The following is a 26,905-nucleotide window of genomic DNA, read 5'->3' as shown; positions in this document are numbered from 1 at the left end:
GGACATTCAAAGCCCCGGCTTGAGGGGAATCTCCGCGAAGGAAAACCGCCCCTGCACCCGATCCAGCGAGCGGCCCTGGAGCTTCTTGGCCAGCGCCGCCGGCTTGAGATGCGATGCCTGGAAGCTTCCCTGCATGGCAAAGGTGGTGTCGTTGATGCGCTCGAAGCTGTCGATGCGGACGCTCACCGCATCCGGGCCTGACTTGGCCGATGCGAAGGCACTGAACATGTCCGCAGCATCCGGGTAGTACGACAGGGTCGCCGACTTCAGGCTGAAATCCTTCTCATGCAGCCGCAAGGACAGCACGGCCCTGGCGCCCTGCGGCAGCTTGGCATCCAGAGAAACGGTGTATTGGCCGACGATGGCCACATGCCGGATGTCCGAGGTGTACACGGTCTTGCCGGCATAGCTGTCGGCGATGGCCTGCACCTGGCCGGCCATGTCCGGGCCCTTGCCACCTGTGGCGGCCTGCACGCGCTGGTTGGCGCGTTCGATCTGGCGCTGCCCTTGTCCGCTCTCCAGCCGCGCAGCGACCTGCTTGCCCAGCTGGGGGTCGAACGTGGTGGCCATGGAGCGCAGCACGGCCAAGCCGTTGCCGGCGTCGAGCTCGATGGTGCCCTGCAGGCGCTCATGGTTCGCCGTCGCCCCGCCTGGCGGCACCTTCGCTGTCCCCGTCGCATTGGCCATCGCTTCACCGCACCCGGCCAGTGGAATGAGCAGCAGGCAGGCCAGGAGCTTGCAGGGCGAGGACATCCGGGGTGCCGGCGGCCGCGCCACCACCGAGGGGCATGGGCCGACCGAACGCGGGTCGATGGCAAACATGGGTTTCAGTTTCATGAGGGCTTTCATGGCTGGTGAGCGGCAGGCTGCTGTTCAATGCAGGCAAAGTGTCCGTTTCAAGCCCCCCTGGCGTCCATAGGCCGATAGGGCTAATGCCGTGAACAAAGTCACGCCCCGGCGCGCAAAGCCCATAGGCCGATCGGCCTACCCGGCCATCCACCGGGTTGCGCTATGCTGGCGACCACTCAATGGGCATCCATCCGTGACCGCACTTGACGACTTTGGCCTGATGCTGGTGGACGACCACCCCCTGTTCCGGGATGCCCTGGCCATGGCGCTGCAGGTGCGGGCCCCCGGGCTGCGGGTGAAAGCCGTGTCGAGCGCCGAAGAAGCCCGGCAGTGCCTGGACAGCGACCAGGAGACCTTTGACCTGGTGCTGCTGGACTACCGCTTGCCTGGTGTCGACGGGCTGCGCTGCGCCCAGCAATTGCAGCGCCAGTACGCCCATGTGGGTTTCGGTCTCATGTCGGGACTGGACGACGCCAGCCTGCCGCTGCGGGTGCGCGAAGCGGGGCTGGTCGCGTACCTGCCCAAGGCGCTGGAAATCGATGCGCTGCTGGAGGCACTGTACAGCCTCGCCATGGGTGAAACCGTCTTCCACATGGCAGATGCCAGCGCCGGCGGCGGCCACCGCATGAACGATTTCGGGCTGACGGCGCGGCAGGCGGCCGTGCTGCGCCTGCTGGCCACGGGTGCCAGCAACAAGGAGATCGCCCAAAACCTGGGCATCTCGCCGGCCACCGTCAAGAACCACCTGGATGCCATCTTCGAGAAGATGGGAGCCTCCAATCGCCTGCAGGCGGTGATGATGGCCAAGGCAGCAACAAGTGACCCCGACTGAGCCCTCGCCCCCCGCCCCGCGTGCGCCCAGCGCGCGCGTTTTTGCCGACAGCATGGGCAGCCTGCCCCGCGCGCTCAGGGGCTCCATCATCACCAACCTCGTGGCGGGCGGCTTGCTGGTGTGGGCGATGCACCCGTGGCACAGTGCATGGCTGCTGGCGGGCTGGATGGCAGGCCTGGCACTGGCCCAGACTTGGCGGCTGCTTTTCAATGCCGCCGCCAAGGGCATGCGCTGGCACAGGCCGCCCGCCACGCCGAGCGCCAAGGCCGCCCGCTTCGAACGCGACGCGGCGGTCATTGCGCTGTACTGGGGCCTTTCGGCCGTCTGGTTCTTCGACCCCGACCACCCCCTGCAACCCATCTACTGGGCGCTGGTGCTGGGCGGAACCGCTGCGGGCAGCATTGGTGCGCACGCCCACCACCCGCGCACCATGTGGATCTTCCTGCCCATCCTCATCGCGCCCTTCTCCCTGCGGGCCATGCTAGAACCTGACAGCGACAGCCGCTTTCTCGGCGCCGGCATGCTGCTGCTGCTGGCCTATCTTCTCTACTACGGGCGCCAGCATGCCAGCACGCTGCGGCGCATGATCGAATTGCGCCATGAGAACAGTGTGCTGGTGGACGAGCTGCGCGTGAAGGCCCAGGCCCTGCACGAGGCCAACGCCGCCAAATCGCGCTTCTTCGCGGCGGCCAGCCACGACCTGCGCCAGCCCCTGCAGGCCATGGACCTGTACCTTTCGGTACTCACCTCCGGGGGGTACAACCCCGATGCGCTGGCGCGCATGGGGCAGTGCATGGAGTCGCTGGACCGGCTGCTCGGCGTGGTGATGGACATCTCCCGCGTGGACGCCGGGCAAGTGACGCCCCACCTGCAGGCCGTGCATGTCCCCACCTTGCTGCGCCGGCTGGCCAACATGTACGAAGCCTCTGCCCAGGGCAAGGGCCTGCGGCTGCGGATCCATGCCGGCAATGTCTGGACCCGCAGCGACCCGGCACTGCTGGAACGCATCCTGTCCAATCTGCTGAGCAATGCGGTGCGCTACACGCAGTCCGGCGGGGTGCTGCTGGCCGCCCGTCCCCATGCACAAGGGCTCCGGATCTGCGTGGTGGACACCGGGATCGGAATCGCCCCCGACTCCTTCGAGGCGGTGTTCGAGGAATTCGTGCAACTGAACAACCCCGAGCGCGACGCCACCCAGGGCACCGGCCTGGGTCTGGCCACGGTGCGCCGCCTGGCAGCACTGCTGGGGCATGGGGTGCACCTGCGCTCCAGGCCCGGGCGCGGCTCGGGCTTTTCGCTGGAACTGCCGCGCCTTCCCCCCCTGCCAGACCCTGGCGAGCAAGCCCAGGCCGAGCCGGGCCATGCGCGGCTGGCCGATCTCGCGGGCCGGATTCTGGTGGTGGAAGACCACCCGCTGGTACGCGACTCGCTGGCCGAACTGCTGACCCGCTGGGGGCTTGACGTCTGCGCTGCGGGCACGGCCCCGCAGGCCCTGGAGGCCATGCGGTCGCAGACCTTCGACGCGGTGCTGTGCGACTGGCGGCTCCCCGGCGAGCTCGATGGCGTGGAACTGCTGCGGCACGCCAGCGCCACCTACCCCGGGCTGAAGCTGGCGGCCCTGATCACCGGCGAGGACCTGGAGCGCCTGAGCGATGCCCCCCTTCCCTACCCGACCATCCGCAAGCCCGTACGGCCCTTGCGATTGAGGGCGCTGATTGCCGCGCACCTGCGCGCGCCAGGCGCCCTGTCCGAATGATGCCCTGCGCGGGGTCGCCGGGCAGCGCCACGGCCGATACAGGGGTTTGGGACACCGCATCTGCGCCGCTGCCCAATCACGGCAACAATGCGGCTACCGGCAACCGAACCCAGCACACCCGGGCACGAGCCGCCTACACATTCCAGCGAAGGAACCCCGCTCCATGAATCTCCGACCCCTCGGCCGCTCGGGCCTGCAAGTCTCCCCCCTGTGCTTCGGTGGCAACGTCTTCGGCTGGACGGCCGATGAGGCCACCTCGTTCAGGCTGCTCGATGCCTGGGTGGATGCCGGCTTCAACTTCGTCGATACCGCCGACGTGTATTCGCGCTGGGCACCGGGCCACACGGGCGGCGAGTCCGAATCGGTGATCGGCCGCTGGCTCAGGCAGACCGGCAAGCGCAACCGCATCGTGCTGGCCACCAAGGTGGGCAAGGACATGGGCGATGGCAAGGTGGGCCTGCGCCCCGAGTACATCCGCCAGGCGGTGGACGCCTCGCTCACGCGCCTGCAGACCGACCACATCGACCTCTACCAGTCGCACGACGACGACGCCACGGTGCCCCTGGCCGACACGCTGGGCGCCTACAGCGACCTCATCAAGGCCGGCAAGGTGCGCGCCATCGGCGCCTCCAACTTCACGGCGGCGCGCCTGGCAGAGTCCCTTGCCACCAGCGAACGCCTGGGCCTGGCCCGCTACGAAAGCCTGCAGCCGCTGTTCAACCTGTACGACCGCGCCGTGTTCGAAAAGGAGCTGCAGCCGCTGTGCATGGAACAAGGCGTGGGCGTGATCAACTTCTACGCACTGGCCGCCGGCTTTCTGACAGGCAAGTACCGCACCGAGGCCGATGCTGCCAAGAGCGCGCGCGGCAAGAACACCACGGCCAAATACCTCAACGAACGCGGCCTGCGCATCCTGGCCGCACTGGACACCGTGGCCGCGCGCCTGGGCGCCACGCCGGGCCAGGTCGCAGTGGCCTGGCAGATCGTACAGCCGGGCATCACGGCACCGATCGCCAGCGCCACCTCGCTGGCGCAGTTGCAGGACCTGGTGAAGGCCAGCCAGCTCGCGCTGGACGCCGAAGCCCTGGCCACGCTGGGCGCTGCCAGCGCGGAATAAGCTGCACAGGCTGGCCTACTCGCCGCACGGGACGGCACACAGCCCCGTTTGGCACCCAGAGCCACCTGTTCACCCAACGCGTGAGCCGCCGCCTCGGTGGCGACATCGGCGTTGCCAGCAAAAACGCTCAGACCGGCAGCGTGTCCAGAATGCGCCGGTTCGCCTGGATGTGCGCTTCGATCTTGTCGATCTGCTCATCCAGGGTTTTCGTCTCCTGCGCCAGGTCGAACTTCGGCAGCCTGTACCTCTTGTAGACCAGTACCAAGGTGCCGATCACCACGCCGAAGAAACACACCAACTGCCACGCAGTATCCAAGATCGGGCCCCAAAAAATCGCCCAGAGGATGGCGACGCACACCACGGCAATGATGGCAATGGTGCGCCGGTCGGTCTTGGATTGCTCCAACCGGCTTTCGAGCTGCTGAATCACCTGCGCCCGCCGCTCCCGCACATCCTCCAGCTCACGCGCCAATCGGGGCATGGCCAACTCCGCAGCCGTTCGGTCAGTACCCCGCTGCACAGCGCTGATCGCCACCTCCAGCTTGCGGGTGGAAACCACACCGCCTGAACGCTCCACGATCTGCGCAATGCCGCAGTAAGCGCAAGTAAAGCGCTCCAGATCAGCCCCCAATTCCAGCGGAGCGGAGCAATTGGCACAGGCAAGGTTCAGCAACGGCACGACAAGATCTCCTCAGGTGATCGCCTGAATCTATCACCGGTGACCGGGTGTCAAAAAGCACCCAAATGGCGCAGACCACCGGCAACGGCCAGGCATTCAACGGGCAGAAAAAAGGCCCGTCTCCATAGGAGCGGGCCTGGTTTGCGGGTGCCCAAGGAACTCAGGAAAACGCGATCACATGTGGTCGATCATCACCTGTCCAAAGCCCGAGCAGCTCACTTGCGTGGCCCCGTCCATCAGGCGCGCGAAGTCGTACGTGACCTTCTTCGACGCAATCGACTTTTCGAGTGAGCTGATGATCAGGTCGGCGGCCGCTACCCAGCCCATGTGGCGCAGCATCATCTCGGCCGAGAGGATTTCGGAGCCGGGGTTCACGTAGTCCTTGCCGGCGTACTTGGGGGCCGTGCCGTGGGTGGCTTCGAAGCAGGCCACCGAGTCGGACATGTTGGCTCCGGGCGCAATGCCGATGCCGCCGACCTGCGCAGCCAGCGCGTCGGAGATGTAGTCGCCATTGAGGTTGAGCGTGGCCACCACCGAGTACTCCGCGGGGCGCAGCAGAATCTGCTGCAGGAAGGCATCGGCGATGCTGTCCTTGATGGTGATGTCCTTGCCCGTCTTGGGGTTCTTGAACTTGCACCAGGGGCCGCCGTCGATCAGCTCGGCACCGAATTCCTTCTGCGCCAGGGCATAGGCCCAGTCGCGGAACCCGCCTTCGGTGAACTTCATGATGTTGCCCTTGTGCACGATGGTCACGCTGGGCTTGTCGTTGTCGATGGCGTACTGGATGGCCTTGCGCACCAGGCGCTCGGTGCCCTCGCGCGAGACGGGCTTGACGCCCAGGCCCGAGGTGTTGGGGAAGCGGATCTTCTTGACGCCCATCTCCTCCTGCAGGAACTTGATGAGCTTCTTGGCCTTGTCGGATTCGGCTTCGAACTCGATGCCGGCGTAGATATCTTCAGAGTTCTCGCGGAAGATGACCATGTTGGTCTTCTCGGGCTCTTTCAGGGGCGAAGGCACGCCCTTGAAGTACTGCACGGGGCGCAGGCAGACGTACAGGTCCAGTTCCTGGCGCAGGGCCACGTTGAGCGAGCGGATGCCGCCGCCCACGGGCGTGGTGAGGGGACCCTTGATGGAGACCACGTACTCACGCAGCACAGCCAGCGTCTCCTCGGGCAGCCACACGTCGGGGCCGTAGACCTTGGTGGATTTCTCGCCGGCATAGACCTCCATCCACTGGATCTTCTTCTTGCCGCCATAGGCCTTGGCCACGGCGGCATCGACCACCTTGATCATGACCGGCGTGATGTCCAGGCCGGTGCCATCGCCTTCGATGAAGGGGATGATCGGCTCGTCCGGCACGTTCAGGGACATGTCGGCATTGACGGTGATTTTCTGCCCTTGGGCAGGCACCTTGATGTGCTGGTAGCTGGTCATGGGCAGTGGTCTCCGTTGGATATCTGAACACAAGAGGGCAGGCACGGCGAAGTGCCGCCAACCGCAAAGATTCTATAGACAAAAAAATGCCGGAAAGCCCTGTCAACCGTATGCTGGCTGCTATCGTTGCAGGTGGATGCAGCTGGGGGTTTGTGCGGGTCTTTGACCCACCCTTTCCGGTTTGCTTCAAAATCGCCCGCAGCTGCGGGCGGTTTTGTTTCTGGTGCCCGTTGTCTTTCCCACCGAAAGAGCCCTCTCCATGCCCAGCCTGAGCCCTGCCACTTCCACCGCCCCATTTCGCCGCCCCCTCCTTCTGGTTGCCTTGCTGGCAGCGTCGCTCGCGGCCCTGGCCCCCACCGCCCGCGCCCAGGAAGGCCCCCAGTTGAACCTGCAGCGCGTGGAGCTCTCTGCGGGCATGCACCGCATCGACGCCCAGGTGGCGCTGGCGCCGCTGGAGCGCCAGATCGGCCTGATGAACCGGCCCGAAATGCCCCAGCACGAGGGCATGCTGTTCGTCTTCGAGCAGCCCAGCCAGCAATGCTTCTGGATGAAGAACACGCTGCTGCCCCTGACCGCCGCCTTCGTGGCGGACGACGGCACCATCGTCAACCTGGAGGACATGAAGCCGCAGACCCTGGATTCGCATTGCTCCAAGAAGCCCGTGCGCTTCGTGCTGGAGATGAACCAGGGCTGGTTCGCCAAGAAGGGCATCAAGGCCGGCTTCAAGCTCGGCGGCGCCCCCTTCGCGAAGAAGTGAGTCGCCTGCGCCCATGAAAAAACGGCCCGCGGGCCGTTTTTCTTTTCTGCCCGCTGAACGGGCAGAGGGATTGCACCCAGGCAATCAGGCGAAGTTGGCTTCGGCGAACTTCCAGTTGACCAGCTTGTCCAGGAAGGTCTCGACGAACTTGGGGCGCATGTTGCGGTAGTCGATGTAGTAGGCGTGCTCCCACACGTCCACCGTCAGCAGGGCCTTGTCGGCGGTGGTCAGGGGCGTGCCGGCGGCGCCGGTGTTCACGATGTCGACGCTGCCGTCGGCCTTCTTCACGAGCCAGGTCCAGCCCGAACCGAAGTTGCCCACGGCGCTCTTGACGAAGGCTTCCTTGAAGGCGGCGTAGCTGCCCCACTTGGCGGTGATGGCTGCAGCCAGCGCGCCCGATGGCTCGCCGCCGCCGGCGGGTGCCATGCAGTTCCAGAAGAAGGTGTGGTTCCAGATCTGGGCGGCGTTGTTGTAGATGCCACCGCTGGACTTCTTGATGATTTCCTCAAGGGTCATCGTCTCGAATTCGGTGCCCTTTTGCAGGTTGTTGAGGTTCACCACGTAGGCATTGTGGTGCTTGCCGTGGTGGTACTCCAGCGTTTCCTGGCTGTAGTTCGGGGCCAGGGCGTCGATGGCGTAGGGCAGCGGGGGAAGGGTATGTTCCATGGTGTTTTCCTCGTGGTGGTTTGAATTCTGGTGGGCCCGCTGCGCTATGGGGTTCACGCGGCGTTCCTGCGGCTGAACGGGCATTGTAGGAAGATCGTGTGACCTGTGCAGAGAAGGGTGCAACGATTCGTCGCGGTCCATGACAATGCAGCAATTGTCCTACAGCAAACGCGCCTGGGCCGCAGCGGTGACGTCGACCACGCCATCGGCCAGCGTGGCGCGCAGCGCATCGCCCGGATGCACCTGGCGCACGCTGGTGACTGCGTGGCCGTCCGCATCGGCAAGCAGTGCATAGCCGCGCTGCAGCACCAGGCGCGGGTCGAGCAGCTCCAGGCGCAGCGCGGCGCGGTCCACCCGGTCGCGCAGGCCGTCGATGCGGCGCTGCACCTGCACCGGCAAGGCGGCTGCTGCCGCCTGCTGGGCCTGCTCCATGCGCTGCAGGCGCAGCAGCACGGCGTGGCGCATGCGCTGGGCCATGCGTGCCATCTGCATCTGTTCGCGCGCCACCAGGCCCGAGGGGCGGCCCAGGCGGGCTGCGGCCTGGTCCAGGCGCTGGTGGCGGGCGTCCAGTTGCCGCTGCAGGCCATCGGCGATGCGGCCCTCGATGAGCTCCAGGGCCCCGAGCCACAGCTCGCGCGGCTGGGCCACCAATTCAGCGGCCGCCGTGGGCGTGGGTGCGCGCAGGTCGGCGCAAAAGTCGGCGATGGTGAAATCGGTTTCGTGCCCCACGCCGCTGACCAGCGGCACCGGGCTTTGCACGATGGTGCGGGCCAGGTGCTCGTCGTTGAAGGCCCACAGGTCCTCGATGGAGCCGCCGCCGCGCACCAGCAGGATGGTGTCGATGGCCGGCTGGCTGGCCGAAGGGCCCTGCTCTGCCAGCCGGTAGAGCCGGTTCAATGCCGAGACGATGGACTGCGGTGCGGCTGCGCCCTGCACCTGCGCCGGGGCCAGCACCACGGGAATGTGCGGCGCCCGGCGGCGCAAGGCCGTTACCACGTCGTGCAGTGCGGCAGCACCCAGCGAGGTGACCAGGCCGATGCCGCGCGGCTGCACGGGCAGGGGCCGCTTGCGGGCCGCATCGAACAGGCCTTCGGCTTCGAGCTGGGCCTTCAGCCGCAGGAACTGCTCGAACAGCGCGCCCTGCCCCGCGCGCTGCATGCTTTCCACAATGAACTGCAGATCGCCGCGGGCCTCGTACACGCCAAGCTTGCCGCGCACCTCCACCAATTCACCATCGCGCGGCGAAAAGTCAAGCAGGCTGGCGGCACGGCGGAACATGGCGCAACGCAACTGGCCCTGGGCGTCCTTCACCGAGAAATAACAATGCCCGCTGGATGCGCGCGAGAAGCCGGTGATCTCGCCGCGCACCGCGACAGGATTGAAGCGCGCCTCCAGCGCATCAGCAATGGCGCGGCACAGCGCGCCAACTTCCCACACGCGGGGCGCCACCATGGGGTTTGCGCGTTCAAACATGAGCACCGGCGGCCATTGGCGCCCCATTGACAAGCCGAGTCTTCCACAGAAGCGGCGATGCAGAGCCCCACAGCGCCTGAGAAGCATTCTCGCCCCGAACGCCAAGCAAGCACGTACAAGTCATTGATTTATAAGGATTTTTCACTGCGCAATTTTTCATCAATCTGTTGCAAGCACGGCGCCAAGCCACTTTGCGGGCCTGGACGACCCGGTTGCCCACAAAGTTATCCACAGATTTTGTGGGTGACGATCCGGTCACGGAATGGACACGGCAAGGTAACGGTTTGTGACCATGGGCCGTCAAAAAGCTGGGCCATAATCACCGATTGCCCCTCACTGCGCGGAGAGAGATTTGCTGTCCATCATACAAGCCGCAGGCTGGCCCATCTGGCCGCTGATCCTGTGTTCCATCGTCGGAATGGCCCTGGTCATCGAACGTTTCGTGGCCCTCAAGACGGCCCGTGTAGCCCCCCCCAAGCTGCTCGATGAAGCCATCACCGTCTCGTCGAAAAGCCTGCCCACGCCCGACGTGGTGAACCAGCTGGCACAGAACTCGGCCCTGGGCGAGGTGCTGGCCAGTGGCCTGCGCACGCTCAACAGCAACCCGCAGTGCAGCGAGGCCGACCTGCGTGCGGCCATGGAAGGCACGGGCCGCTCCGTGGCCCACCGGCTCGAAAAGTACCTGGCCGCCCTGGCCACCATCGCCTCGGCAGCACCTCTGCTCGGGCTGCTGGGCACCGTCATCGGCATGATCGAGATCTTCGGCTCCCAGGTCGGCAGCGGTGGCGTGGGGCAGGCCATGGGCGGGGGCAACCCAGCCCGGCTGGCGCACGGCATCTCGATCGCCCTGTACAACACGGCCTTCGGCCTGATCGTGGCGATTCCGGCGCTGATCTTCTGGCGCTATTTCCGCGGCCGAGTGGACGCCTACCTGCTGACCCTGGAACTGGCATCCGAGCAGTTCGTGCGCCATATCCTGCGCCACAAGAAGTGACGGGGCGGCCATGAACTTCCGCCCCCGCACCAAGGAAGAACCCGAGATCAACCTGATCCCGTTCATCGACGTGCTGCTGGTGATCCTCATCTTTTTGATGCTGACCACCACCTACAGCAAGTTCACCGAACTGCAGCTGACCCTGCCGGTGGCCGACACCGAGCAGCAGCGCGACCACCCCAAGGAGGTCGTGGTGGCAGTGGCGGCGGATGGCCGCTATGCGGTCAACAAGACCGGCGTGGACGGCAAGAGCGTGGACGCCGTGGCCCGCGCCCTGCGCGAGGCGTCTGCAGCCATCGGCAAGGACAGCGTGGTCATCATCAGCGCCGATGCGATGTCGCCCCACCAGGCGGTGGTGACGGTGATGGAGGCTGCGCGCCGCGTGGGCCTCACGCAGATCACGTTTGCCACCCAGTCATCGGCCGGCTCGCGCGCAGCTAACGGCCGCTGATCCATGGCTGCCGCGGGGCCGCAGCCGCCCTCTTCCGCCGGCCTGGTACGGGCCTGGCAATCCCGGGGGCTTGCCGCCTGGGCACTGTGGCCCATCTCCCTGCTGTACGGCGCCGTGGTGCGTCTGCGCCGGGCCCTGTACCGCCACGGCACACTGCGCTCCAAACACCCCGGGCGCCCGACCATCGTGGTGGGCAATGTGATTGCCGGCGGTGCTGGCAAGACCCCCGTGGTGATGGCCCTGGTGCAGCACCTCAAGGCCCGGGGGCTCCAGCCCGGGGTGATCTCGCGCGGCTATGGCCGCAGCACCACCGATGGCCGCGAGGTGCTGGCCGACAGCCCGGCCAGCGAAGTCGGTGACGAACCTGCACTGATCGCGCGCACCTGCGGCGTGCCGGTGTTCGTGGACCGGCAGCGCACCGCCGCCACGCGCGCGCTGCTGGCGCGCTACCCCGCCACCGATGTCATCGTCTGCGACGACGGCCTGCAGCACCTGGCGCTGCGCCGCGACCTGGAGGTCTGCGTCTTCAACGACCAGGGCGTGGGCAATGGTTTTCTGCTGCCGGCCGGGCCGCTGCGCGAGGCCTGGCCGCGTGCCGTGGACTGGGTTCTGTACCCGGCTGCCGCAACGCCCCCTGCCGGCACGGCACCCGCGTTCGCATTGCGGCGCGGCCTGGCCGACCACGCCCTGCGCGCCGATGGCAGCTGCCTGCCCCTGCCATCGCTGCGTGGCCAGCCCGTGCACGCCCTGGCGGCAATCGCCCGGCCCGAGGACTTCTTTGGCATGCTGCGGGCCCGGGGGCTGACCCTGGCGCGCACCACAGCCCTGCCGGACCACCACGATTTCACCGGCTGGAGCGATGGGGATGGCGCAACGCAGGGCGGACAGCTGCCCCTGCTGTGTACGGCCAAGGACGCCGTCAAGCTCTGGAGCCTGCGCCCCGATGCCCTGGCCGTGCCGCTGGAGGTGGGGCTGGACCCGGCATTCTTTGCTGCGGTGGATGCCCGGCTGGCGGCACTGCTGCCCAGGCCCTCGCTATCATCGCCCCTTGATTCTTGACCGAACCCCGTTTCTCCCGGAAAGCTGCCGCCATGGACCTCAAACTGCTTGAACTGCTGGTCTGCCCCGTCACCAAGGGCCCGCTGACCTTTGACCGCGAGCACCAGGAACTCGTCTCGCGCAGCGCGCGCCTGGCCTACCCGGTGCGCGACGGCATCCCGGTGCTGCTCGAAAACGAGGCGCGCACACTGACCGACGAAGAAATCGAGGCGTGACCCCGGTGGCCGCCCCCGAAGCCTTCACCGTCGTGATTCCGGCACGCATGGCCTCGAGCCGCCTGCCGGACAAGCCCCTGGCCGACATTGCCGGCCTGCCCATGGTGGTGCGCGTGGCACAGCGCGCCGCGCTGAGTGGCGCCGCCCGCGTGGTGGTGGCGGCCGATGACGCGCGCGTGCTGCAGGCCTGCCAGGCGCATGGCGTGCCGGCCATCCTCACCCGCACCGACCACGCCAGCGGCAGCGACCGCCTGGCCGAGGCCTGCGAGCAGCTCGGCCTGGCGGGCGACGACATCGTCGTCAACGTGCAGGGCGACGAGCCGCTGATGGACGCGGGCCTCATCGATGCCGTGGCCGCCCTGCTGCCGGCGCGCCCCGAGGCCAGCATGGGCACCGCAGCCCACGCCATCGCCACCCTGGCCGACTACGACAACCCGAACGTGGTGAAAGTCGTGCTCGATGCCCGGGGCCTGGCGCACTACTTCAGCCGCGCCCCCATTCCGTTCGCGCGCGACCATGCGGGCACTGCGTGGTGGGACAAGGCTTCGGGCGCCGTGCCCGCCGGCTTTGCCCCGCTGCGCCACATCGGCATCTACAGCTACCGCGCGGGCTTTCTGCGCGCCTTTCCCAGCCTGCCCCAGGCCCCCACCGAGGTCATGGAAGCGCTGGAGCAACTGCGCGCGCTGTGGCACGGCCACCGCATTGCCGTGCACATCACCGACATCGCGCCCGGCCCGGGCGTGGACACGCCCCAGGACCTGGAACGCGTACGCGCGCTGCTGGCATAGGCCGCCAGGCGCGCCCACAAGGGTGGTCGAACGCCCCGCGCTGGTGCGCCAACCTGCGCTCCTACGCATTTATACGCATGTCATATCGCGCGTGTAAGCCAGTGCAAGGCGGTCACATGCTATCCTCGACCGCAACGAGAGCATTGCATCCTGGGCCCCACAAGCGCCTGCGCGAGCACTGCCGTTGCAGCACATCCTCCGCAGGCCCCGCCCCATCCGTGGAGCACTGCGGTCTTTTTTTGCTGCGATGGCCGTGATCGAGCGCCCGCGCGTGGTACAGCCCTAGCCAGCATTGCCAGCCGATTTCTAACCTTCGAGGACCTTCATGAGACTGATTCTGTTGGGCGCGCCTGGCGCCGGAAAGGGCACGCAAGCCACGTTCATCTGCCAGAAATACGGCATTCCGCAGATCTCCACCGGAGACATGCTGCGCGCTGCCGTCAAGGCGGGCACCCCCCTGGGCTTGCAGGCCGATGCCATCATGAAGTCGGGCGCCCTGGTCAGCGACGACCTGATCATCAACCTCGTCAAGGAACGCATTGCCCAGCCCGACTGCGCCAAGGGCTTTCTGTTCGATGGCTTCCCCCGCACCATCCCCCAGGCCGACGCGATGAAGGCCGCGGGCGTGAAGCTCGACCATGTGCTGGAGATCGACGTGCCCTTCGAGGCCATCATCGAACGCATGAGCGGTCGCCGCTCGCACCCCGCCAGCGGCCGCACCTACCACGTCAAGTTCAACCCGCCCAAGGTGGAAGGCAAGGACGACGTGACCGGTGAAGACCTGATCCAGCGCGACGACGACAAGGAAGAAACCGTCAAAAAGCGCCTGCAGGTCTACAGCGACCAGACCCGTCCCCTGGTGGACTACTACAGCCAGTGGGCCAAGGCCGACCCGGCCGCCGCCCCCAAGTACCATGCCATCAGCGGCATGGGCAGCGTGGATGACATCACGCAGCGCGCCTTGGCGGCCCTCGCCAGCTGATCTTTTTCAGCCACGCCAACAACAAAGCCGGGCATGCCCGGCTTTGTTGTTTGAGGTTGGCTTACTTGGTCTTGGCGGCAGGAGGGATGGGCATGTTGGGCATGCTCATGGCCCCCGCCTTCTGGCCGGCGGCACAGGGGCCGAGGTAGCGGGCTTCCATCACCGTATGGTCGCTGGTCTTGCCCATCAGCGGGGGATTGAACGTGCTCTTGACCTCGACCTTGTAGGCGCTGGAGAAATCGCCGGTGGTCATGGACTGCGAGGTCACCGTGGTCGAACCGATCTTGCAGACCGCGTCGGAAGTGATGGTGTTGCCGCTGCGCTTGATGTCGTTCTTGCTGCACATGGTCTTGGACTGCTCCATGGCCGTCTTCTGCATCTGCGCTTCGAAGGCTTCATCCGTGCACTGCTGCATCACCATGGGCGGCACGCCTTGACCCGGGGTGGCCTTGATCTCCCACAGGCCTGCCTTGCGCTTGGGCATGTCCTGGGATTGCGCAGGCAGGGCGGCCAGTGCCACGGCAGCGGCCACGAGAGAAAGGGATACAAAGCGCATGACGACGACTCCTGCAAAGTGATGTGCCGGATGATAGTGGCGGGAAGCCCCGAGGCCGCACGCAGCCAGGCACATCAAGGAAACGAAACGTGCACTATTCGACGATCCCTGCGCCCACCCACCGGGCCGTCGGCGATCAGGCCGGACCCGAACGCAAGCCGTAGGCCTTGCCATCCACGAACAGGTACTCGACCCGCAGCACCGCCTCCCCCTTCTCCTCGCGCAGCGTGAAGCCCAGTACCGAGATCGCAGCACCCGGCTTGATCTCGGCCACCTGCCAGGCCTGCATGCGGGTCAGCGGGGCCAGCTCGATCTCCCACATCCGGTCCCGGCGCGTGGGCAGCACGGCACGGGCCAGCAGGGCCTTGCCATCGACCGGCGCCGTCTGCGCGGGCACCGCGCGCTGCGCCAGGTTGGGCGGCAATGCGAGGTTGGCGGGCAGCTCCAACTCCAGCTCGGCATGCGGGTTCTGCCAGCGTACCTTGCGCACCGTGCCCTCCAGATAAATGGGGCGATCGGCATCGAAACTGCTCCAGCCGTGGTGGGCATAAGCAGCCATGGGAACAAGGGGAAGAGCACTGGCCACGGCTAGAACCTGGCGACGTTGCAAAGGCATGGAAATTCTCCTTTCGAATGTCAGAGATACGCTATCCACCGGCCGCAGGCGACGATGGCCAGCCAGACGAGGGTGGACAGCAGCATCTGCGCCCGCGCCACCCCGTCGAGCCGCGCGAGCGAACCGCGCCCATGAAACCACGCCGCGTTGCAGCCGGCAAGCATCAACAACAGCATCTTCAGGGTGAAGGCCCGGTTGGCGAGCAATTCCTGGGGCTGCGTGGCAAACATCACCAGGCCCGACAGGGCCGCCATGCCAAAGCCGCACAGCGCCAGCGACAGGCTCAGGCGCGCCAGGTCCCGGGGCGGCAACGTGGCGCCCCAGCCGAACACCCGCAGCTCCAGCAGCACCAGGTTGCCCAGCAGCAACGCAATGCCCACGATGTGCACCACCTCCAGCGCGGGGTAGGCCCATACATGGGAGCGGAGGGCAGTGAACATAAAGGGCGTCCTGGCGTGGTGATCAGTGCAGCAGCTCGAGCATCAACGTGATGCGGGCTTTCACGGGCGACAGGCCGGGCGCAGCCGCAAAGGCATCGCCGGCCGTGGGCAGCAACTGCCCCTCGGCGCAGCGTGTGGAGCGCACCACGCGCACCCCCACCGCCTGCGCACGCGCCAGCGCAGCCCCGAGCGCATGGTGGAGGGTGCCATTGCCGGTGCAGGCCACCACCAGCCCCTGCACGCCCTCGCGCACCAGGGCATCCACCGCGCGGCCACTGGCCCCTGCGTGGCTCACGACCAGTTCCACCCACGGCCAGGGGGCGTCGGCCGGCAGGGTGGCAAGGGCTGCGGCAGCCTTGCCGCCCGGCGCCTCGGGCCATGGCTGCACCAGGCGGGCCGTGCCCTCCTCCACCCACCCCAGGGGCCCGGCATCACCGGAGCTGAACGGGTCCACCCGGTAGGGGTGCACCTTCTGCACGCGCTGCGCGCCGTGGATGGTGCCGGCAGCCACCACCACCACCCCCTGCGCACCTGCGGTGGCCGCCACGGCCACGGCGTCGAGCAGGTTCTGCGGGCCATCGGGCACCAGCGCGGTCGATGGGCGCATGGCACAGGTCAGCACCACGGGCTTCGAGGCATGGAGCACGGAATGCAGGAACCAGGCCGTCTCTTCGATGGTGTCGGTGCCATGGGTGATGACGATGCCGCGCACGGCCGGGTCGTCCATGCACTCGGCGCAGCGCTGCGCCAGGGCGCGCCAGACGCCCACCTCCATGTCCTTGCTGTCGATCTGAGCCACCTGCTCGACCGCCAGGGCCCCGCCGGCCACCGTTTCGAGCCCGGGAACCGCCGCCAGCAACTCGCCCACCCCCACCTGTGCGGCCGTGTAGCCGATGTTGTCCCCCGCCTGCGCAGCGGTGCCGGCAATGGTGCCGCCCGTACCCAGAACCACAATTTTTTGCGCACTCACTTGCATACTCCGAAAAACTGGTGAAAAATACAGCTACTGGATTAAAAAACAGTTATTTGCCACTGTACCGGCACACACTGGAAACCACCATGCTCGACAACCCCAAGCTCACTGCCCGCCAGCAACAGATTCTGGACCTGATCCAGACCGCCATTGCGCGCACCGGCGCCCCCCCCACCCGCGCCGAAATCGCGACCGAGCTGGGCTTCAAGTCGGCCAATGCGGCAGAAGAGCACCTGCAGGCCCTGGCCCGCAAGGGCGTGATCGAGCTGGTCAGCGGCACCTCGCGCGGCATCCGCCTGCGCAGCGAGACCGTGCGCTCCATCAATGCAGCACGCGGCACCCAGTTCAGCCTGCCCATTCCCGGCCTGTCGCAGCTGATGCTGCCCTTGATCGGCCGGGTCGCGGCGGGCTCGCCCATTCTCGCGCAGGAGCATGTCGATCAGACCTACAGCGTGGAAAACAGCCTGTTCCAGCACAAGCCCGACTACCTGCTCAAGGTGCGCGGCATGTCCATGCGCGATGCTGGCATCATGGACGGCGACCTGCTGGCCGTGCAGTCCACGCGCGAGGCGCGCAACGGCCAGATCATCGTGGCCCGCCTGGGCGACGACGTCACCGTCAAGCGCCTGCGCCGCACGGCCACCGGCATCGAGCTGCTGCCCGAAAACCCCGACTACCCCGTGATCACCGTGCAGCCCGGCGAGCCCTTCGAGATCGAAGGCCTGGCAGTCGGCCTGATCCGCAACACCATGCTCATGTAGCGCCAGAGGTCCGCGGCACCCTGCGCAAGGCAGGGATGCTGCAAAGGACCCCGCGTGCATGGCCCAGGTGGCGGGCGTTTGACGAACGGGGTGCGGATGGGTCCGCAAGCCGCTGGTCAGCCCTGGGCCCGTGCACATCCCTCGCAATCCTGCCTGTGTTCACCACCGACCTTCGGAGTCTTCACATGGGAATTGCTTCTTTGACCTTCTCGGCCTTCTCCCACCCCCTGCATGCGCTGACGCGCTGGCTGCAGCCTGCCGCGCATGGCGGGCACGACACCACTGCGGCACGGCCACGCACCTGCAAGGCAGCCCTGCCAGCGACCCCGGCGCCTGCCTGGCCGGCTGCTGCGGCAGCAGCAGTCCGCATGCCGCGTGACGAGGTCACGCCGGCGGCAGTGGGAAGCCGCTTGCCCAACCCGGCCCCCGGCCCGGAAGCCCTGTGCAACCACGCCCAGGCGCGCCGCGTGGTGCGGGTGCTGCGGACGGCTGCCTCGGGCGCCGATGCCGGACGCCTCGTGATCTCGGGGCGCATGGCCGATGTGTGCGCGGAGCTCGACCGCATGGCCGCGCGCGAGGCGCTGCAACACTGACCCGAGCACCCCGGCCGGGCATGCGAGCGGGCCAGCCGTCCTGCAAGCGGCGGTGCCAGGCCCACGGACACAGATGGAGCACCGCATTCGCGCGGATCAGCGCCTTCGCGCATGTGGCATTCACGCAGCGTTGCAAATGCCGTGCGCCCGATGGGCCTTGGGGCGCAAAGACTGCGGCGCACCAAGGCACAATGTCGGGATGAACATCGTGATCCTCGACGACTACCAGGACGCAGTGCGCAAGCTCCATTGCGCCACCCGGCTCGACGCCTACACCGCCAAGGTCTACACCAACACCGTCAAGGGCCTGGGCCAGCTGTCGATACGGCTCAAGGATGCCGACATCATCGTGCTGGTGCGCGAGCGCACCCAGATCACCCGCCAGCTGGTCGAAAAGCTGCCGCGCCTGAAGCTCATTGCCCAGACCGGCAAGGTCGGCAACCACATCGACGTGGCGGCCTGCACCGAGCGCGGCATTGCCGTGGCCGAGGGCGTCGGCTCGCCGGTGGCGCCTGCAGAGCTGACCTGGGCCCTGGTGATGGCGGCCACGCGCCGGCTGCCGCAGTACATCTCCAACCTCAAGCACGGTGCCTGGCAGCAGTCGGGCCTCAAGACGGCCTCGATGCCGCCCAACTTCGGGCTGGGCACGGTACTGCGCGGCAAGACACTCGGCATCTGGGGCTATGGCCGCATCGGCCAGCTCGTGGCCGGCTATGGCCGGGCCTTCGGCATGAACGTGCGCGTCTGGGGCCGCGAGGCGTCGCGCGCCCAGGCCCTGACCGATGGCTACCAGGCGGCCACCACGCGCGAGGAGTTCTTCTCGCAGTGCGACGTGATCTCGGTGCACCTGCGGCTGAACGACGAGACGCGCGGCATCATCTCGCTCGAAGACCTGTCGTGCATGAAGCCCACTTCGCTGTTCGTGAACACCTCGCGCGCCGAACTGGTCGAGTCCGATGCCCTGATCGCGGCGCTGAACCGCGGTCGCCCTGGCATGGCCGCAGTGGACGTTTTCGAGAGCGAGCCCATCCTGCAGGGCCATGCCCTGCTGCGCCTTGAGAACTGCGTCTGCACCCCACACATCGGCTATGTGGAGCAAGACAGCTACGAGCTCTATTTTGGTGCAGCCTTCGACAACGTGATCAACTTCATCAAGGGCACGCCCACCAACATCGTGAACCCGGGTTCGCTGCAGGTGCGCCGCTGACGCCCCCCCTGCCGCCAACGCAATCAGCGTCGGCAGCACCAACGAAAAAGGCTTCCCGAGGGAAGCCTTTTTTGATCCTGAAACACCACCCGAAGGTGATGTCCCCGGAAACAGACCCTGAACTTAGTTCAGAGGGGTCTTCTTGCCGTCCTTGTAGTTGTACAGGGTGATGGCTGGGTTCTTCATTTCGCCGTTGGGTTCGAAGGCGATCGTCGAGGTCACGCCCTTGTAGCTGGACTTGAGCAGCTCGGGGGTGTAGACCTTGGGGTCCACCGAGTTGGCGCGCTTCATGGCGTCCACGATCAGGAACGTGGCGTCGTAGGTGTAGGGGCTGTACACCTGGAACTGGTTGGGGTACTTGGCGTCGTACTTGGCCTTCCAGGCCGTGCCGCCAGGCATCTTGGCCAGCGATGCGCCGCCTTCGGCGCAGATCACGTTGGCCAGGGTCTTGGCGCCGGCGGCCAGCTTGGCGATTTCAGCCGTGCAGATGCCGTCACCACCGAAGTACTTCACGTTGCCCATGCCCAGCTGTTCCATCTGGCGCAGCATCGGGCCACCTTGGGGGTCCATGCCGCCGTAGAAGATGGCATCGGGGTTCTTGGACTTGATGGCCGTCAGGATGGCCATGAAGTCGGTGGCCTTGTCGGTCGTGAACTGCTCGTCCACCACCTTGATGCCCTTGGCGGAAGCGGTCTTCTTGAACACGTCGGCAACGCCCTGGCCGTAAGCGGTACGGTCATCGATGATGGCGACCGTCTTGAGCTTCAGCGTGTCCACGGCGTAGGCAGCCAGGCCAGCGCCCAGGGCGTTGTCGTTGGCGATGATGCGGAACGTCGTCTTGTAGCCTGGCTTGGTCAGGTTGGGGTTCGTGGCCGCACCGGTCACGTGGGGGATGCCGCAGTCGTTGTAGACCTTGGAAGCGGGGATGGTGGTACCGGAGTTGAGGTGACCGACAACGCCAGCAACCTTGGCGTCGCACAGCTTCTGTGCAGCGGCCGTGCCTTGCTTCGGATCGGCTGCATCGTCTTCTGCCTGCAGTTCGAACTTGATCTTCTTGCCGCCAATCGTCACACCTTGTGCGTTCAGCTCTTCAATGGCCATGCGGGCGCCATTTTCGTTGTCCTTGCCGTAGTGGGCTTGGGCGCCGGAAACCGGAGCCACGTGGCCGATCTTGACCACCTGCTCTTGTGCAGAGGCCACACCAGCAGCAGCCGCGATAGCAGCAACCACGGTCAGTTTCAACTTCAATTGCATATCAATCTCCAGTAAAGATAAACGCTGAGAATTAGTCTTGTGTCTCAACGCAGGCGAACATATCGCAATTTACGGGCCAGATCATTAGGGAACACGATTAAATGCGGGAGAAACCACAGGGGAATACCCTGTCATCCCTTTGTCGGCGCGGTGTGGCTGCCTGCCAGCTCGTCGGCCACCGCCTCGTACACCGCGTTGCGGACCACCGATTCGATCTCTTCGCGCAGCCGTGGAAGCACCGAACGCGTCTGCTCCTGCACCACCGTGGCGATGGCATCGCGCAGACGCTGGTCCAGTGCCACGTCCACCCGCTGCATGACCCGGTGCACCATGTACTCCTCCATGCCCTCTGGCAGTGCACGCGCGGCGGCGTGGTGCCCCACATTAGGCACCGCGGGCGCTGCAACGGGCGCCGCCGGAGCCACCGCAGGCCGCGCCGAAGCAGTTGCCGGCCTGGCGGGCAAGGAGGATGCCGCAGGCACCGCAGGTGCGGAGGGGAGTGAGGGCGCCGGCCTGGCCTGCGGCACCGCTACCGAAGCCACAGGGACGGCAGAGGCCGAGGGGGACGCCGCCGCGATCTGCGCGCGGCGCAATGCCAGGGCCTCCAGCGCACGGCTGGCCGCCTGCGCCACCGGCGAGGCGGCTGCGGGGGTCGCAGCAGGCACCAGCGCCGGGGCGGGCACCGGTGCAGACGGGGGCGCCGCACTGCGGCTGGGCAGGGCGGCGGCAGGGGCAACAGGAGTTGCCGCAGCAGGGAGCGGGCGCGCCGCAACCGGAGAGGGCGCAGCCGCAGGCGGCCTGGCCACCAGGGGCACGGGCATGGCACCGGGCACCTGCACCACTTCAGTGAGCGTGGGTACAAAACGGGGCGGCGTGCGGGGCGGCGTGGTGGCCATCAAGCGCCCTTCAGCACCAGATCGTGGCGCACGATGGCGTAGCCGCGCGAGGCATAGTGGCGCCAGCGGTTGCGCGCCTGCCCCCGGTCTTCCTCGTCATGGGCGCTGACCACTTCGATCAGCTTCTCGAAGCGGCCGAAGCCTTCGGGCACCTCGGCGCCCAGGTTCAGCAGCACCTCATGGTGCGGCGCACCCTGCACGTCGGACGTGAGCAGCACCGGCGAGGCCAGGCGCAGGTCCTCGTCGGCCGCGTCGGTACAGTGCGCGACGAAATCCTGCGGCGCCATGCTCCACATCTGCCGGTCCAGCGCCGCCAGCACATGGGCCGGGCCGGCGATCACCAGGCGCGCATCGCTGCGCAGCACCTTGCGTGCGAACCGGCAGGCATAGGCCACCTTGTCCGGCGCGTTGAAATGGAAGGCGACCTCGGTCATCGCGGATCAGGCGGCCTTGGCGCGGGCACGCTTGGAGGCGGGCTTGGCAGCCGATGCGGCCTGCGCCTCCCGGTCCAGCAGGTACTGCACCAGCAGGCCGACCGGGCGGCCGGTGGAGCCCTTGGCCGCCCCGCCCTTCCAGGCGGTGCCGGCGATGTCCAGGTGCGCCCAGGGCATGTCGCCCACGAACTTCTGCAGGAACTTGGCGGCCGTGATGGCACCGCCCGCGCGGCCGGCCACGTTGCCCATGTCGGCAAAGTTGCTCTTGAGGCCGTCGGCATAGTCATCGTCCAGCGGCATGCGCCAGCAGGGGTCCTGCGCCGCCTCGCCGGCCGCCTGCAGGGCCTGGGCCAGGCCTTCGTTGTTGCTGAACAAGCCGCTGCGCACGCCGCCCAGGGCGATCACGCAGGCGCCCGTGAGCGTGGCGATGTCCACCACCGCTGCCGGCTTGAAGCGCGTGGCATAGGTCAGCGCATCGCACAGCACCAGGCGCCCTTCGGCGTCGGTGTTGAGCACCTCGATGGTCTGGCCGCTCATGCTGGTCACCACGTCGCCGGGCTTCACGGCACGGCCGTCGGGCATGTTCTCGCAGGCCGGAATCAGGCCCACCACGTTGATGGCCGGCTGCAGCTCGCCCAGGGCGCGGAACACGCCCAGCACGCTGGCGGCGCCGCACATGTCGAATTTCATCTCGTCCATCTCGGCGGCGGGCTTGATGGAGATGCCGCCGGTGTCGAAGGTGATGCCCTTGCCCACCAGCACCACGGGGGCCTGGTCCTTGGCGCCACCGCTGTAACGCAGCTCGATGAAGCGCAGCGGCTCTTCCGAGCCCTTGGCCACGGCCATGAAGGAGCCCATGCCCAGGCGCTCGACCTCGGCCGGGCCGTGCACCTTGCACTGGATGCGCGGCTGCTTGGCCAGCGTCTTGGCGGCATTGGCCAGCAAGGTGGGCGTGGCATGGTTGGCGGGCCGGTTGCCCCATTCGCGGGCAAACTCCACCCCTTCGACGAGGGCGATGCCCTGGTAGAAGGCCACGCGCACCTCGGAGGGGTCGGGCACCCCCACCACCACGCGCGAGAGGCTGCGCGCCTCGGCCTTGGGCTTGGTGGTTGTGTAGACATAGCTGGCGTCGGCCACGGCCTGCACGGCGGCGCACACCGCGTCGGCCTGGGCGCTGCCGGCAAAGCACAGCACCACGCGCTTGGTCTGGGGCGCCTTGAGCGCCGAGGCCACCGCGCCCAGCGCCTGGCGCACGGAGCGCGCAGCGCCATCGCCCACACCGAGCAGCAGCACGCGGCGCGCGGCCACGGCAGGCACCTGGTACAGCGGCAGGCTCTTGCCGGGCTTGGCGGAAAAGTCGCCTTGCTTGAGCGCCAGGGCCGCCAGCGTGGACAGGGCATCGCGCCCGGGCTTGAAGCCCTCCGGAACCAACACGACCAGCAGGTCGCATTTCTCCAAGGCAGCTGCCGGCAACTCAAGGGTCTTCAGATCAAAGTTCATAATCGGTGTTTTCCTTAGAGCCAATGTTATTCGATTCATCCATCCGCAAGGAGCTGGCGCGCAGCTTCGGGGCCACGCTCGTGGTGCTGGTCACCGTGGTGATGACCATGATGCTCATCCGCACCCTGGGCCAGGCCTCGCGTGGCAGCGTGAGCCCATCCGACGTGATGCTGGTCATGGGCTTCACCGTGCTGGGCCAGCTGTCCACCATTTTGACGCTGAGCCTGTTCGTCGCCGTGGTCAGCACGCTCTCGCGCATGTACCGCGACAGCGAGATGGTGATCTGGTTCGCCAGCGGGCGCGGGCTCATCAGCCTGCTGCGCCCGCTGCTGCGCTTTGCCTGGCCGTCCATGCTGGTGATCGCCGTGCTGTCGCTGCTGGTGTGGCCCTGGGCCAACACCCAGATCCAGGAGCTCAAGACGCGTTACGAGCAGCGCAGCGACATCGACCGCATCGCCCCCGGTGAATTCCAGGAGTCGGCCAACGGCAGCCGGGTGTTCTTCATCGACAAGGACAGCCCTGACAACATGGTGGGCAACAACATCTTCATTGCCACCAACGTGGGCAACAAGGAGACCGTCACCTCCGCGCGCAGCGCCCGGCTGGAGACACAGAACGGCGAGCGCATGGCCGTGCTCAGCCAGGGCCAGCGCCTGGAGACCACGCACGACAAGCCGGGCCTGAAGATCAGCGAGTTCGAGGAATATTCCACCCGCATCGGCTCGGCGCCCACCGGCTCCGCCGAGGAGCTCTCGGTCAAGACCCGCGCCACCCATGAGCTGCTGATGCAGCCCCTGCCCGCCTACCGGGCCGAGCTGGGCTGGCGCATCGGCCTGGCCCTGGCGGCGCTCAACTTCGTGGTGCTGGGCCTGGCCGTGGCCACCGTCAACCCGCGCGCAGGCCGCAGCACCAGCCTGGTGTTCGCGCTCTTCGCCTTCATCGTCTACTACAACCTCATGACGCTGGGCACCAGCTGGGTCGGAGCCGGGCGCCTGGGCCTTGGCAGCTTCATGCTCCTGCTGCACGGCGGCACCCTGGCCTTCTCGCTGCTGCTGCTGACCGCACGCCACAACAACTGGAGCCTGCGCCGCCTGTGGCAGCGCCGGAGCCCCGCATGAAAACCATACGCCGCCTGATCCACCGCGAGGCCTTCTTCGCGGTCGCCTACGTCACCATCGGCTTCCTGGCCCTGTTCTTCTTCTTCGACCTGGTCGATGAGCTGCGCTGGGTGGGCCGCACCGGGCCGCAGGGCTACCAGCTCTCGCACGCCATGCTGTTCGTGGTGCTCAGCATCCCGAGCCATTTGTACGAGCTGCTGCCCATCACGGTGCTGATCGGCACCATCTTCGTGATGGCGCGCCTGGCGCAGAGCTCCGAATTCACCATCATGCGCACCAGCGGCATGGGGCCCTGGCGCGCCATGCGCACCCTGCTCACGCTGGGCGGGTTCTTCGTGGTGCTGACCTTTGCCGTGGGCGACTACATCGCGCCCCTGAGCGACAAGGCCGCGCAGCTGATCAAGGTGCGCCACCTGGGGCGCCTCACTTCGGGCGCCACCGGGGCCTGGCTCAAGGAGCGCCAGGACGAGCATTCCTACGCGGTCAACGTGCGTGCCCTCACGCCCGATGGCGGCATGCTCGACATCCGCATTTTCGAATTCGACGCCAAGGGCCTGCTCGCCTCGCAGACGCGCGCGGCATCGGGGCGTTTTGGCGACGCCGGCGCCTGGGAACTCACGGACGTGCAGCGCAGCAGCTTCCTGCAGCGCGGCGAAGACCAGGCCCGCGTGGACCGGCTGAACGTGCCCACACTGCAGTGGCCCACGCGCATCAGCGCCGACATGGTGGCCGCCTCGCTGCTCAAGCCCGACCGCATGGCCACGGTGGACCTGTTCCAGTACATCCGCCACCTGGACAGCAACGGCCAGTCGGCCCAGCGCTACGAGATCGAGTTCTGGCGCAAGGTGTTCTACCCCCTGTCCTGCCTGGTGATGGTGGTGCTGGCCCTGCCCTTTGCCTACCTGCACTTTCGCTCGGGCGGCATCGCCGGCTACGTGTTCGGCGGCGTCATGGCCGGCATCAGCTTCTTTTTGCTCAACAACGTGTTCGGCTACGCCGGCAACCTGCAGAACTGGTCGCCCTGGCTCACGGCGGCAGCGCCGGGGCTGATCTACTCCTTGTTGTCCCTGGGTGCCTTCAGCTGGCTGGTACTCAGACGCTAGCCGCAACCATGACCGACCACGCCATCGTCCTTTTCGCCCACGGCTCACGCGATCCGCTGTGGCGCGCGCCCCTGGAAGCCGTGGCGGCGCGCATCGCAGCGCAGCACCCCGGCCGGCCCGTGGCCTGCGCCTACCTGGAGCTGTGCGCCCCTACCCTGCCCGACGCCGTGGCGCAACTGGTGGCCGAGGGTGCCCGGCAGGTCGCCGTGGTGCCCATGTTCCTGGGCACCGGCAAGCATGCGCGCGAAGACCTGCCGGTGCTGGTGGAGCAGCTGCGTGCCAGCCACAGCGGCGTGCAGTTCAGCGTGCAGACGGCGATTGGCGAAGACCCGCGCATGACCGCACTCATGGCCGAGATCGCGTGCGAGTTGCCTGCCGGCTGAGTGTTGCAAATCCTCATCGGTACCGCTTAGATGCTTGCAGCATAATGATGCAACTCTTTAGGCGATATCAGATATGAATCTGCACCAATTCCGCTTTGTCCAGGAGGCCGCGCGGCGCGGCCTGAACCTGACCGAAGCCGCCAAGGCCCTGCACACCTCGCAGCCAGGCGTCTCCAAGGCGATCATCGAACTGGAAGAAGAGCTGGGCGTGGACATCTTCGCGCGCCACGGCAAGCGCCTCAAGCGCATCACCGAGCCCGGCCAGCATGTGCTCAAGAGCATCGAGGTCATCATGCGCGAGGTGGGTAACTTGAAGCGCATCGGCGAGCAGTACAGCGCCCAGGACAATGGCACGCTGAGCATTGCCACCACCCACACCCAGGCCCGCTACGTGCTGCCCGTGCCCGTGGCGCGCCTGCGCGAGGCCTACCCCAAGGTCAACATCAGCCTGCACCAGGCCACGCCCGACCAGGTGGCGCGCATGGTGATCGACGAGGTGGCCGAGATCGGCATGGCCACCGAGTCCCTGGCCGACTACCCCGAACTCGTCACCCTGCCCTGCTACGAATGGGAGCATGTGCTGGTGCTGCCCCCCGGCCACCCGCTGGCGCAAAAGGAGCGCATCGGCCTGGATGACATCGCCCACGAGCCGCTGATCACCTACCACCCCTCCTTCACCGGCCGCGGCAAGATCGACCATGCCTTCGCCGCGCGCCGCCTGCAGCCGCGCATCGCGCTCGAAGCCATCGACTCGGACGTGATCAAGACCTATGTGCGCCTGGGCCTGGGCATCGGCATCGTGGCCGAAATGGCCATGCGCGACGACCCCGTGGGCGACCTCGTGGTGCGCCCCGTGGGCCACCTGTTCGGCCAGAGCGTGGCGCGCGTGGCCTTCAAGCGCGGCGCCTACCTGCGCAATTTCGTGTACAAATTCGCAGAATTGCTGAGCGACCGCCTGAGCCGCGAGCTGATTGCCCGCGCCATGAGCGGCCATGTCAACGACTATGAACTCTGAAAAG

At 66.9% G+C, this 26,905-nt stretch carries 30 protein-coding genes; 17 read left to right on the top strand and 13 right to left on the bottom strand.

What is annotated here, in order from left to right:
• Window positions 1–6 precede the first annotated feature (6 nt).
• The gene (locus U5N23_RS08215) at window positions 7–837 is read right to left on the bottom strand and encodes a hypothetical protein (protein ID WP_322592311.1); all 831 of its coding nucleotides are present in this window, start codon (window positions 835–837) and stop codon (window positions 7–9) included.
• 205 nt (window positions 838–1,042) lie between these two features.
• Here U5N23_RS08215 and U5N23_RS08210 point away from each other — a divergent pair, with 205 nt between their 5' ends.
• From U5N23_RS08210 to U5N23_RS08200, 3 genes are all read left to right on the top strand, one after another.
• Window positions 1,043–1,681, top strand: coding sequence for a response regulator transcription factor (locus U5N23_RS08210; RefSeq protein ID WP_322592310.1), 639 nt, complete (start codon window positions 1,043–1,045; stop codon window positions 1,679–1,681).
• Window positions 1,668–3,437 carry a hybrid sensor histidine kinase/response regulator gene (locus U5N23_RS08205; RefSeq protein ID WP_322592309.1) on the top strand — a complete coding sequence of 590 codons (1,770 nt, stop codon included), beginning with the start codon at window positions 1,668–1,670 and terminating at the stop codon, window positions 3,435–3,437. Before U5N23_RS08210 ends, U5N23_RS08205 begins: the two co-directional genes overlap by 14 nt.
• A 163-nt stretch (window positions 3,438–3,600) precedes the next feature.
• Complete coding sequence (locus U5N23_RS08200; RefSeq protein ID WP_322592308.1) at window positions 3,601–4,554, top strand: aldo/keto reductase; 954 nt, start codon at window positions 3,601–3,603, stop codon at window positions 4,552–4,554.
• A gap of 127 nt (window positions 4,555–4,681) precedes the next feature.
• Here U5N23_RS08200 and U5N23_RS08195 read toward each other — a convergent pair whose 3' ends face one another.
• Window positions 4,682–5,233, bottom strand: coding sequence for a hypothetical protein (locus U5N23_RS08195; protein WP_322592307.1), 552 nt, complete (start codon window positions 5,231–5,233; stop codon window positions 4,682–4,684).
• A 174-nt stretch (window positions 5,234–5,407) separates the two neighbouring features.
• A complete protein-coding gene (gene icd / locus U5N23_RS08190) occupies window positions 5,408–6,667 on the bottom strand; it encodes an NADP-dependent isocitrate dehydrogenase (RefSeq protein ID WP_322592306.1) in 1,260 nt (419 codons plus the stop codon).
• A gap of 259 nt (window positions 6,668–6,926) precedes the next feature.
• On the opposite strand from icd, the gene U5N23_RS08185 reads away from it, so the two are divergent.
• A complete protein-coding gene (locus tag U5N23_RS08185) occupies window positions 6,927–7,424 on the top strand; it encodes a DUF192 domain-containing protein (RefSeq protein WP_322592305.1) in 498 nt (165 codons plus the stop codon).
• 84 nt (window positions 7,425–7,508) lie between these two features.
• Here U5N23_RS08185 and U5N23_RS08180 read toward each other — a convergent pair whose 3' ends face one another.
• Window positions 7,509–8,090, bottom strand: a complete 582-nt coding sequence (locus tag U5N23_RS08180; protein WP_322592304.1) for a superoxide dismutase — start codon at window positions 8,088–8,090, stop codon at window positions 7,509–7,511.
• Between the two features lie 159 nt (window positions 8,091–8,249).
• A complete protein-coding gene (gene xseA / locus U5N23_RS08175; RefSeq protein ID WP_322592303.1) occupies window positions 8,250–9,563 on the bottom strand; it encodes an exodeoxyribonuclease VII large subunit in 1,314 nt (437 codons plus the stop codon).
• A gap of 352 nt (window positions 9,564–9,915) precedes the next feature.
• On the opposite strand from xseA, the gene U5N23_RS08170 reads away from it, so the two are divergent.
• From U5N23_RS08170 to adk, 6 genes are all read left to right on the top strand, one after another.
• Entirely contained in the window at window positions 9,916–10,557 is a 642-nt protein-coding gene (locus U5N23_RS08170) for a MotA/TolQ/ExbB proton channel family protein (protein WP_322592302.1), read from the top strand.
• A 10-nt stretch (window positions 10,558–10,567) separates the two neighbouring features.
• Window positions 10,568–11,008 carry a biopolymer transporter ExbD gene (locus tag U5N23_RS08165; RefSeq protein ID WP_322592301.1) on the top strand — a complete coding sequence of 147 codons (441 nt, stop codon included), beginning with the start codon at window positions 10,568–10,570 and terminating at the stop codon, window positions 11,006–11,008.
• A 3-nt stretch (window positions 11,009–11,011) separates the two neighbouring features.
• Window positions 11,012–12,067, top strand: a complete 1,056-nt coding sequence (gene lpxK / locus U5N23_RS08160; protein ID WP_322592300.1) for a tetraacyldisaccharide 4'-kinase — start codon at window positions 11,012–11,014, stop codon at window positions 12,065–12,067.
• A 32-nt stretch (window positions 12,068–12,099) separates the two neighbouring features.
• Window positions 12,100–12,282 (top strand): Trm112 family protein, encoded by a 183-nt coding sequence (locus tag U5N23_RS08155; protein ID WP_322592299.1) that lies wholly within the window; start codon window positions 12,100–12,102, stop codon window positions 12,280–12,282.
• The gene (gene kdsB, locus U5N23_RS08150; RefSeq protein ID WP_416208586.1) at window positions 12,279–13,070 is read left to right on the top strand and encodes a 3-deoxy-manno-octulosonate cytidylyltransferase; all 792 of its coding nucleotides are present in this window, start codon (window positions 12,279–12,281) and stop codon (window positions 13,068–13,070) included. Before U5N23_RS08155 ends, kdsB begins: the two co-directional genes overlap by 4 nt.
• Before the next feature lie 325 nt (window positions 13,071–13,395).
• The gene (gene adk, locus U5N23_RS08145) at window positions 13,396–14,052 is read left to right on the top strand and encodes an adenylate kinase (protein ID WP_322592298.1); all 657 of its coding nucleotides are present in this window, start codon (window positions 13,396–13,398) and stop codon (window positions 14,050–14,052) included.
• 61 nt (window positions 14,053–14,113) lie between these two features.
• On the opposite strand, the gene U5N23_RS08140 is transcribed toward adk, so the two are convergent.
• From U5N23_RS08140 to U5N23_RS08125, 4 genes are all read right to left on the bottom strand, one after another.
• The gene (locus tag U5N23_RS08140; protein ID WP_322592297.1) at window positions 14,114–14,608 is read right to left on the bottom strand and encodes a DUF3617 domain-containing protein; all 495 of its coding nucleotides are present in this window, start codon (window positions 14,606–14,608) and stop codon (window positions 14,114–14,116) included.
• Window positions 14,609–14,744: 136 nt separating this feature from the next.
• The gene (locus tag U5N23_RS08135; RefSeq protein ID WP_322592296.1) at window positions 14,745–15,224 is read right to left on the bottom strand and encodes a DUF6152 family protein; all 480 of its coding nucleotides are present in this window, start codon (window positions 15,222–15,224) and stop codon (window positions 14,745–14,747) included.
• 20 nt (window positions 15,225–15,244) lie between these two features.
• Entirely contained in the window at window positions 15,245–15,664 is a 420-nt protein-coding gene (locus tag U5N23_RS08130; RefSeq protein ID WP_322592295.1) for a hypothetical protein, read from the bottom strand.
• Window positions 15,665–15,686: 22 nt separating this feature from the next.
• A complete protein-coding gene (locus U5N23_RS08125; RefSeq protein ID WP_322592294.1) occupies window positions 15,687–16,640 on the bottom strand; it encodes an asparaginase in 954 nt (317 codons plus the stop codon).
• An 83-nt stretch (window positions 16,641–16,723) separates the two neighbouring features.
• Here U5N23_RS08125 and lexA point away from each other — a divergent pair, with 83 nt between their 5' ends.
• From lexA to U5N23_RS08110, 3 genes are all read left to right on the top strand, one after another.
• Window positions 16,724–17,398 carry a transcriptional repressor LexA gene (lexA, locus tag U5N23_RS08120; protein ID WP_322592293.1) on the top strand — a complete coding sequence of 225 codons (675 nt, stop codon included), beginning with the start codon at window positions 16,724–16,726 and terminating at the stop codon, window positions 17,396–17,398.
• Between the two features lie 185 nt (window positions 17,399–17,583).
• Window positions 17,584–17,991: a hypothetical protein gene (locus tag U5N23_RS08115; RefSeq protein WP_322592292.1), complete on the top strand. Its 408-nt coding sequence runs from the start codon at window positions 17,584–17,586 to the stop codon at window positions 17,989–17,991.
• Between the two features lie 199 nt (window positions 17,992–18,190).
• Window positions 18,191–19,198: a D-2-hydroxyacid dehydrogenase family protein gene (locus U5N23_RS08110; protein WP_322592291.1), complete on the top strand. Its 1,008-nt coding sequence runs from the start codon at window positions 18,191–18,193 to the stop codon at window positions 19,196–19,198.
• 123 nt (window positions 19,199–19,321) lie between these two features.
• Here U5N23_RS08110 and U5N23_RS08105 read toward each other — a convergent pair whose 3' ends face one another.
• From U5N23_RS08105 to U5N23_RS08090, 4 genes are all read right to left on the bottom strand, one after another.
• The gene (locus U5N23_RS08105) at window positions 19,322–20,452 is read right to left on the bottom strand and encodes a branched-chain amino acid ABC transporter substrate-binding protein (protein ID WP_179680469.1); all 1,131 of its coding nucleotides are present in this window, start codon (window positions 20,450–20,452) and stop codon (window positions 19,322–19,324) included.
• Between the two features lie 131 nt (window positions 20,453–20,583).
• Entirely contained in the window at window positions 20,584–21,348 is a 765-nt protein-coding gene (locus U5N23_RS08100) for a hypothetical protein (RefSeq protein ID WP_322592290.1), read from the bottom strand.
• The gene (locus U5N23_RS08095) at window positions 21,348–21,782 is read right to left on the bottom strand and encodes a DNA polymerase III subunit chi (RefSeq protein ID WP_007858761.1); all 435 of its coding nucleotides are present in this window, start codon (window positions 21,780–21,782) and stop codon (window positions 21,348–21,350) included. The genes U5N23_RS08100 and U5N23_RS08095 overlap by 1 nt, the downstream gene beginning before the upstream one ends.
• 6 nt (window positions 21,783–21,788) lie before the next feature.
• Window positions 21,789–23,282, bottom strand: coding sequence for a leucyl aminopeptidase (locus U5N23_RS08090; RefSeq protein WP_322592289.1), 1,494 nt, complete (start codon window positions 23,280–23,282; stop codon window positions 21,789–21,791).
• A gap of 23 nt (window positions 23,283–23,305) precedes the next feature.
• On the opposite strand from U5N23_RS08090, the gene lptF reads away from it, so the two are divergent.
• From lptF to U5N23_RS08070, 4 genes are all read left to right on the top strand, one after another.
• The gene (gene lptF / locus U5N23_RS08085) at window positions 23,306–24,400 is read left to right on the top strand and encodes an LPS export ABC transporter permease LptF (RefSeq protein WP_322592288.1); all 1,095 of its coding nucleotides are present in this window, start codon (window positions 23,306–23,308) and stop codon (window positions 24,398–24,400) included.
• Window positions 24,397–25,503 (top strand): LPS export ABC transporter permease LptG, encoded by a 1,107-nt coding sequence (gene lptG, locus U5N23_RS08080; protein WP_322592287.1) that lies wholly within the window; start codon window positions 24,397–24,399, stop codon window positions 25,501–25,503. Before lptF ends, lptG begins: the two co-directional genes overlap by 4 nt.
• An 8-nt stretch (window positions 25,504–25,511) precedes the next feature.
• Window positions 25,512–25,886, top strand: a complete 375-nt coding sequence (locus U5N23_RS08075; RefSeq protein WP_322592286.1) for a CbiX/SirB N-terminal domain-containing protein — start codon at window positions 25,512–25,514, stop codon at window positions 25,884–25,886.
• Between the two features lie 73 nt (window positions 25,887–25,959).
• Complete coding sequence (locus U5N23_RS08070; RefSeq protein WP_322592285.1) at window positions 25,960–26,901, top strand: CysB family HTH-type transcriptional regulator; 942 nt, start codon at window positions 25,960–25,962, stop codon at window positions 26,899–26,901.
• Window positions 26,902–26,905 lie beyond the last annotated feature (4 nt).

Origin of the sequence: Acidovorax sp., assembly GCF_034519795.1 — a bacterium.
GTDB lineage: Bacteria > Pseudomonadota > Gammaproteobacteria > Burkholderiales > Burkholderiaceae_C > Acidovorax.
The sequence above is the reverse complement of the archived record's forward strand: the minus strand, read 5'-3'. Positions and strand labels throughout refer to the sequence as shown.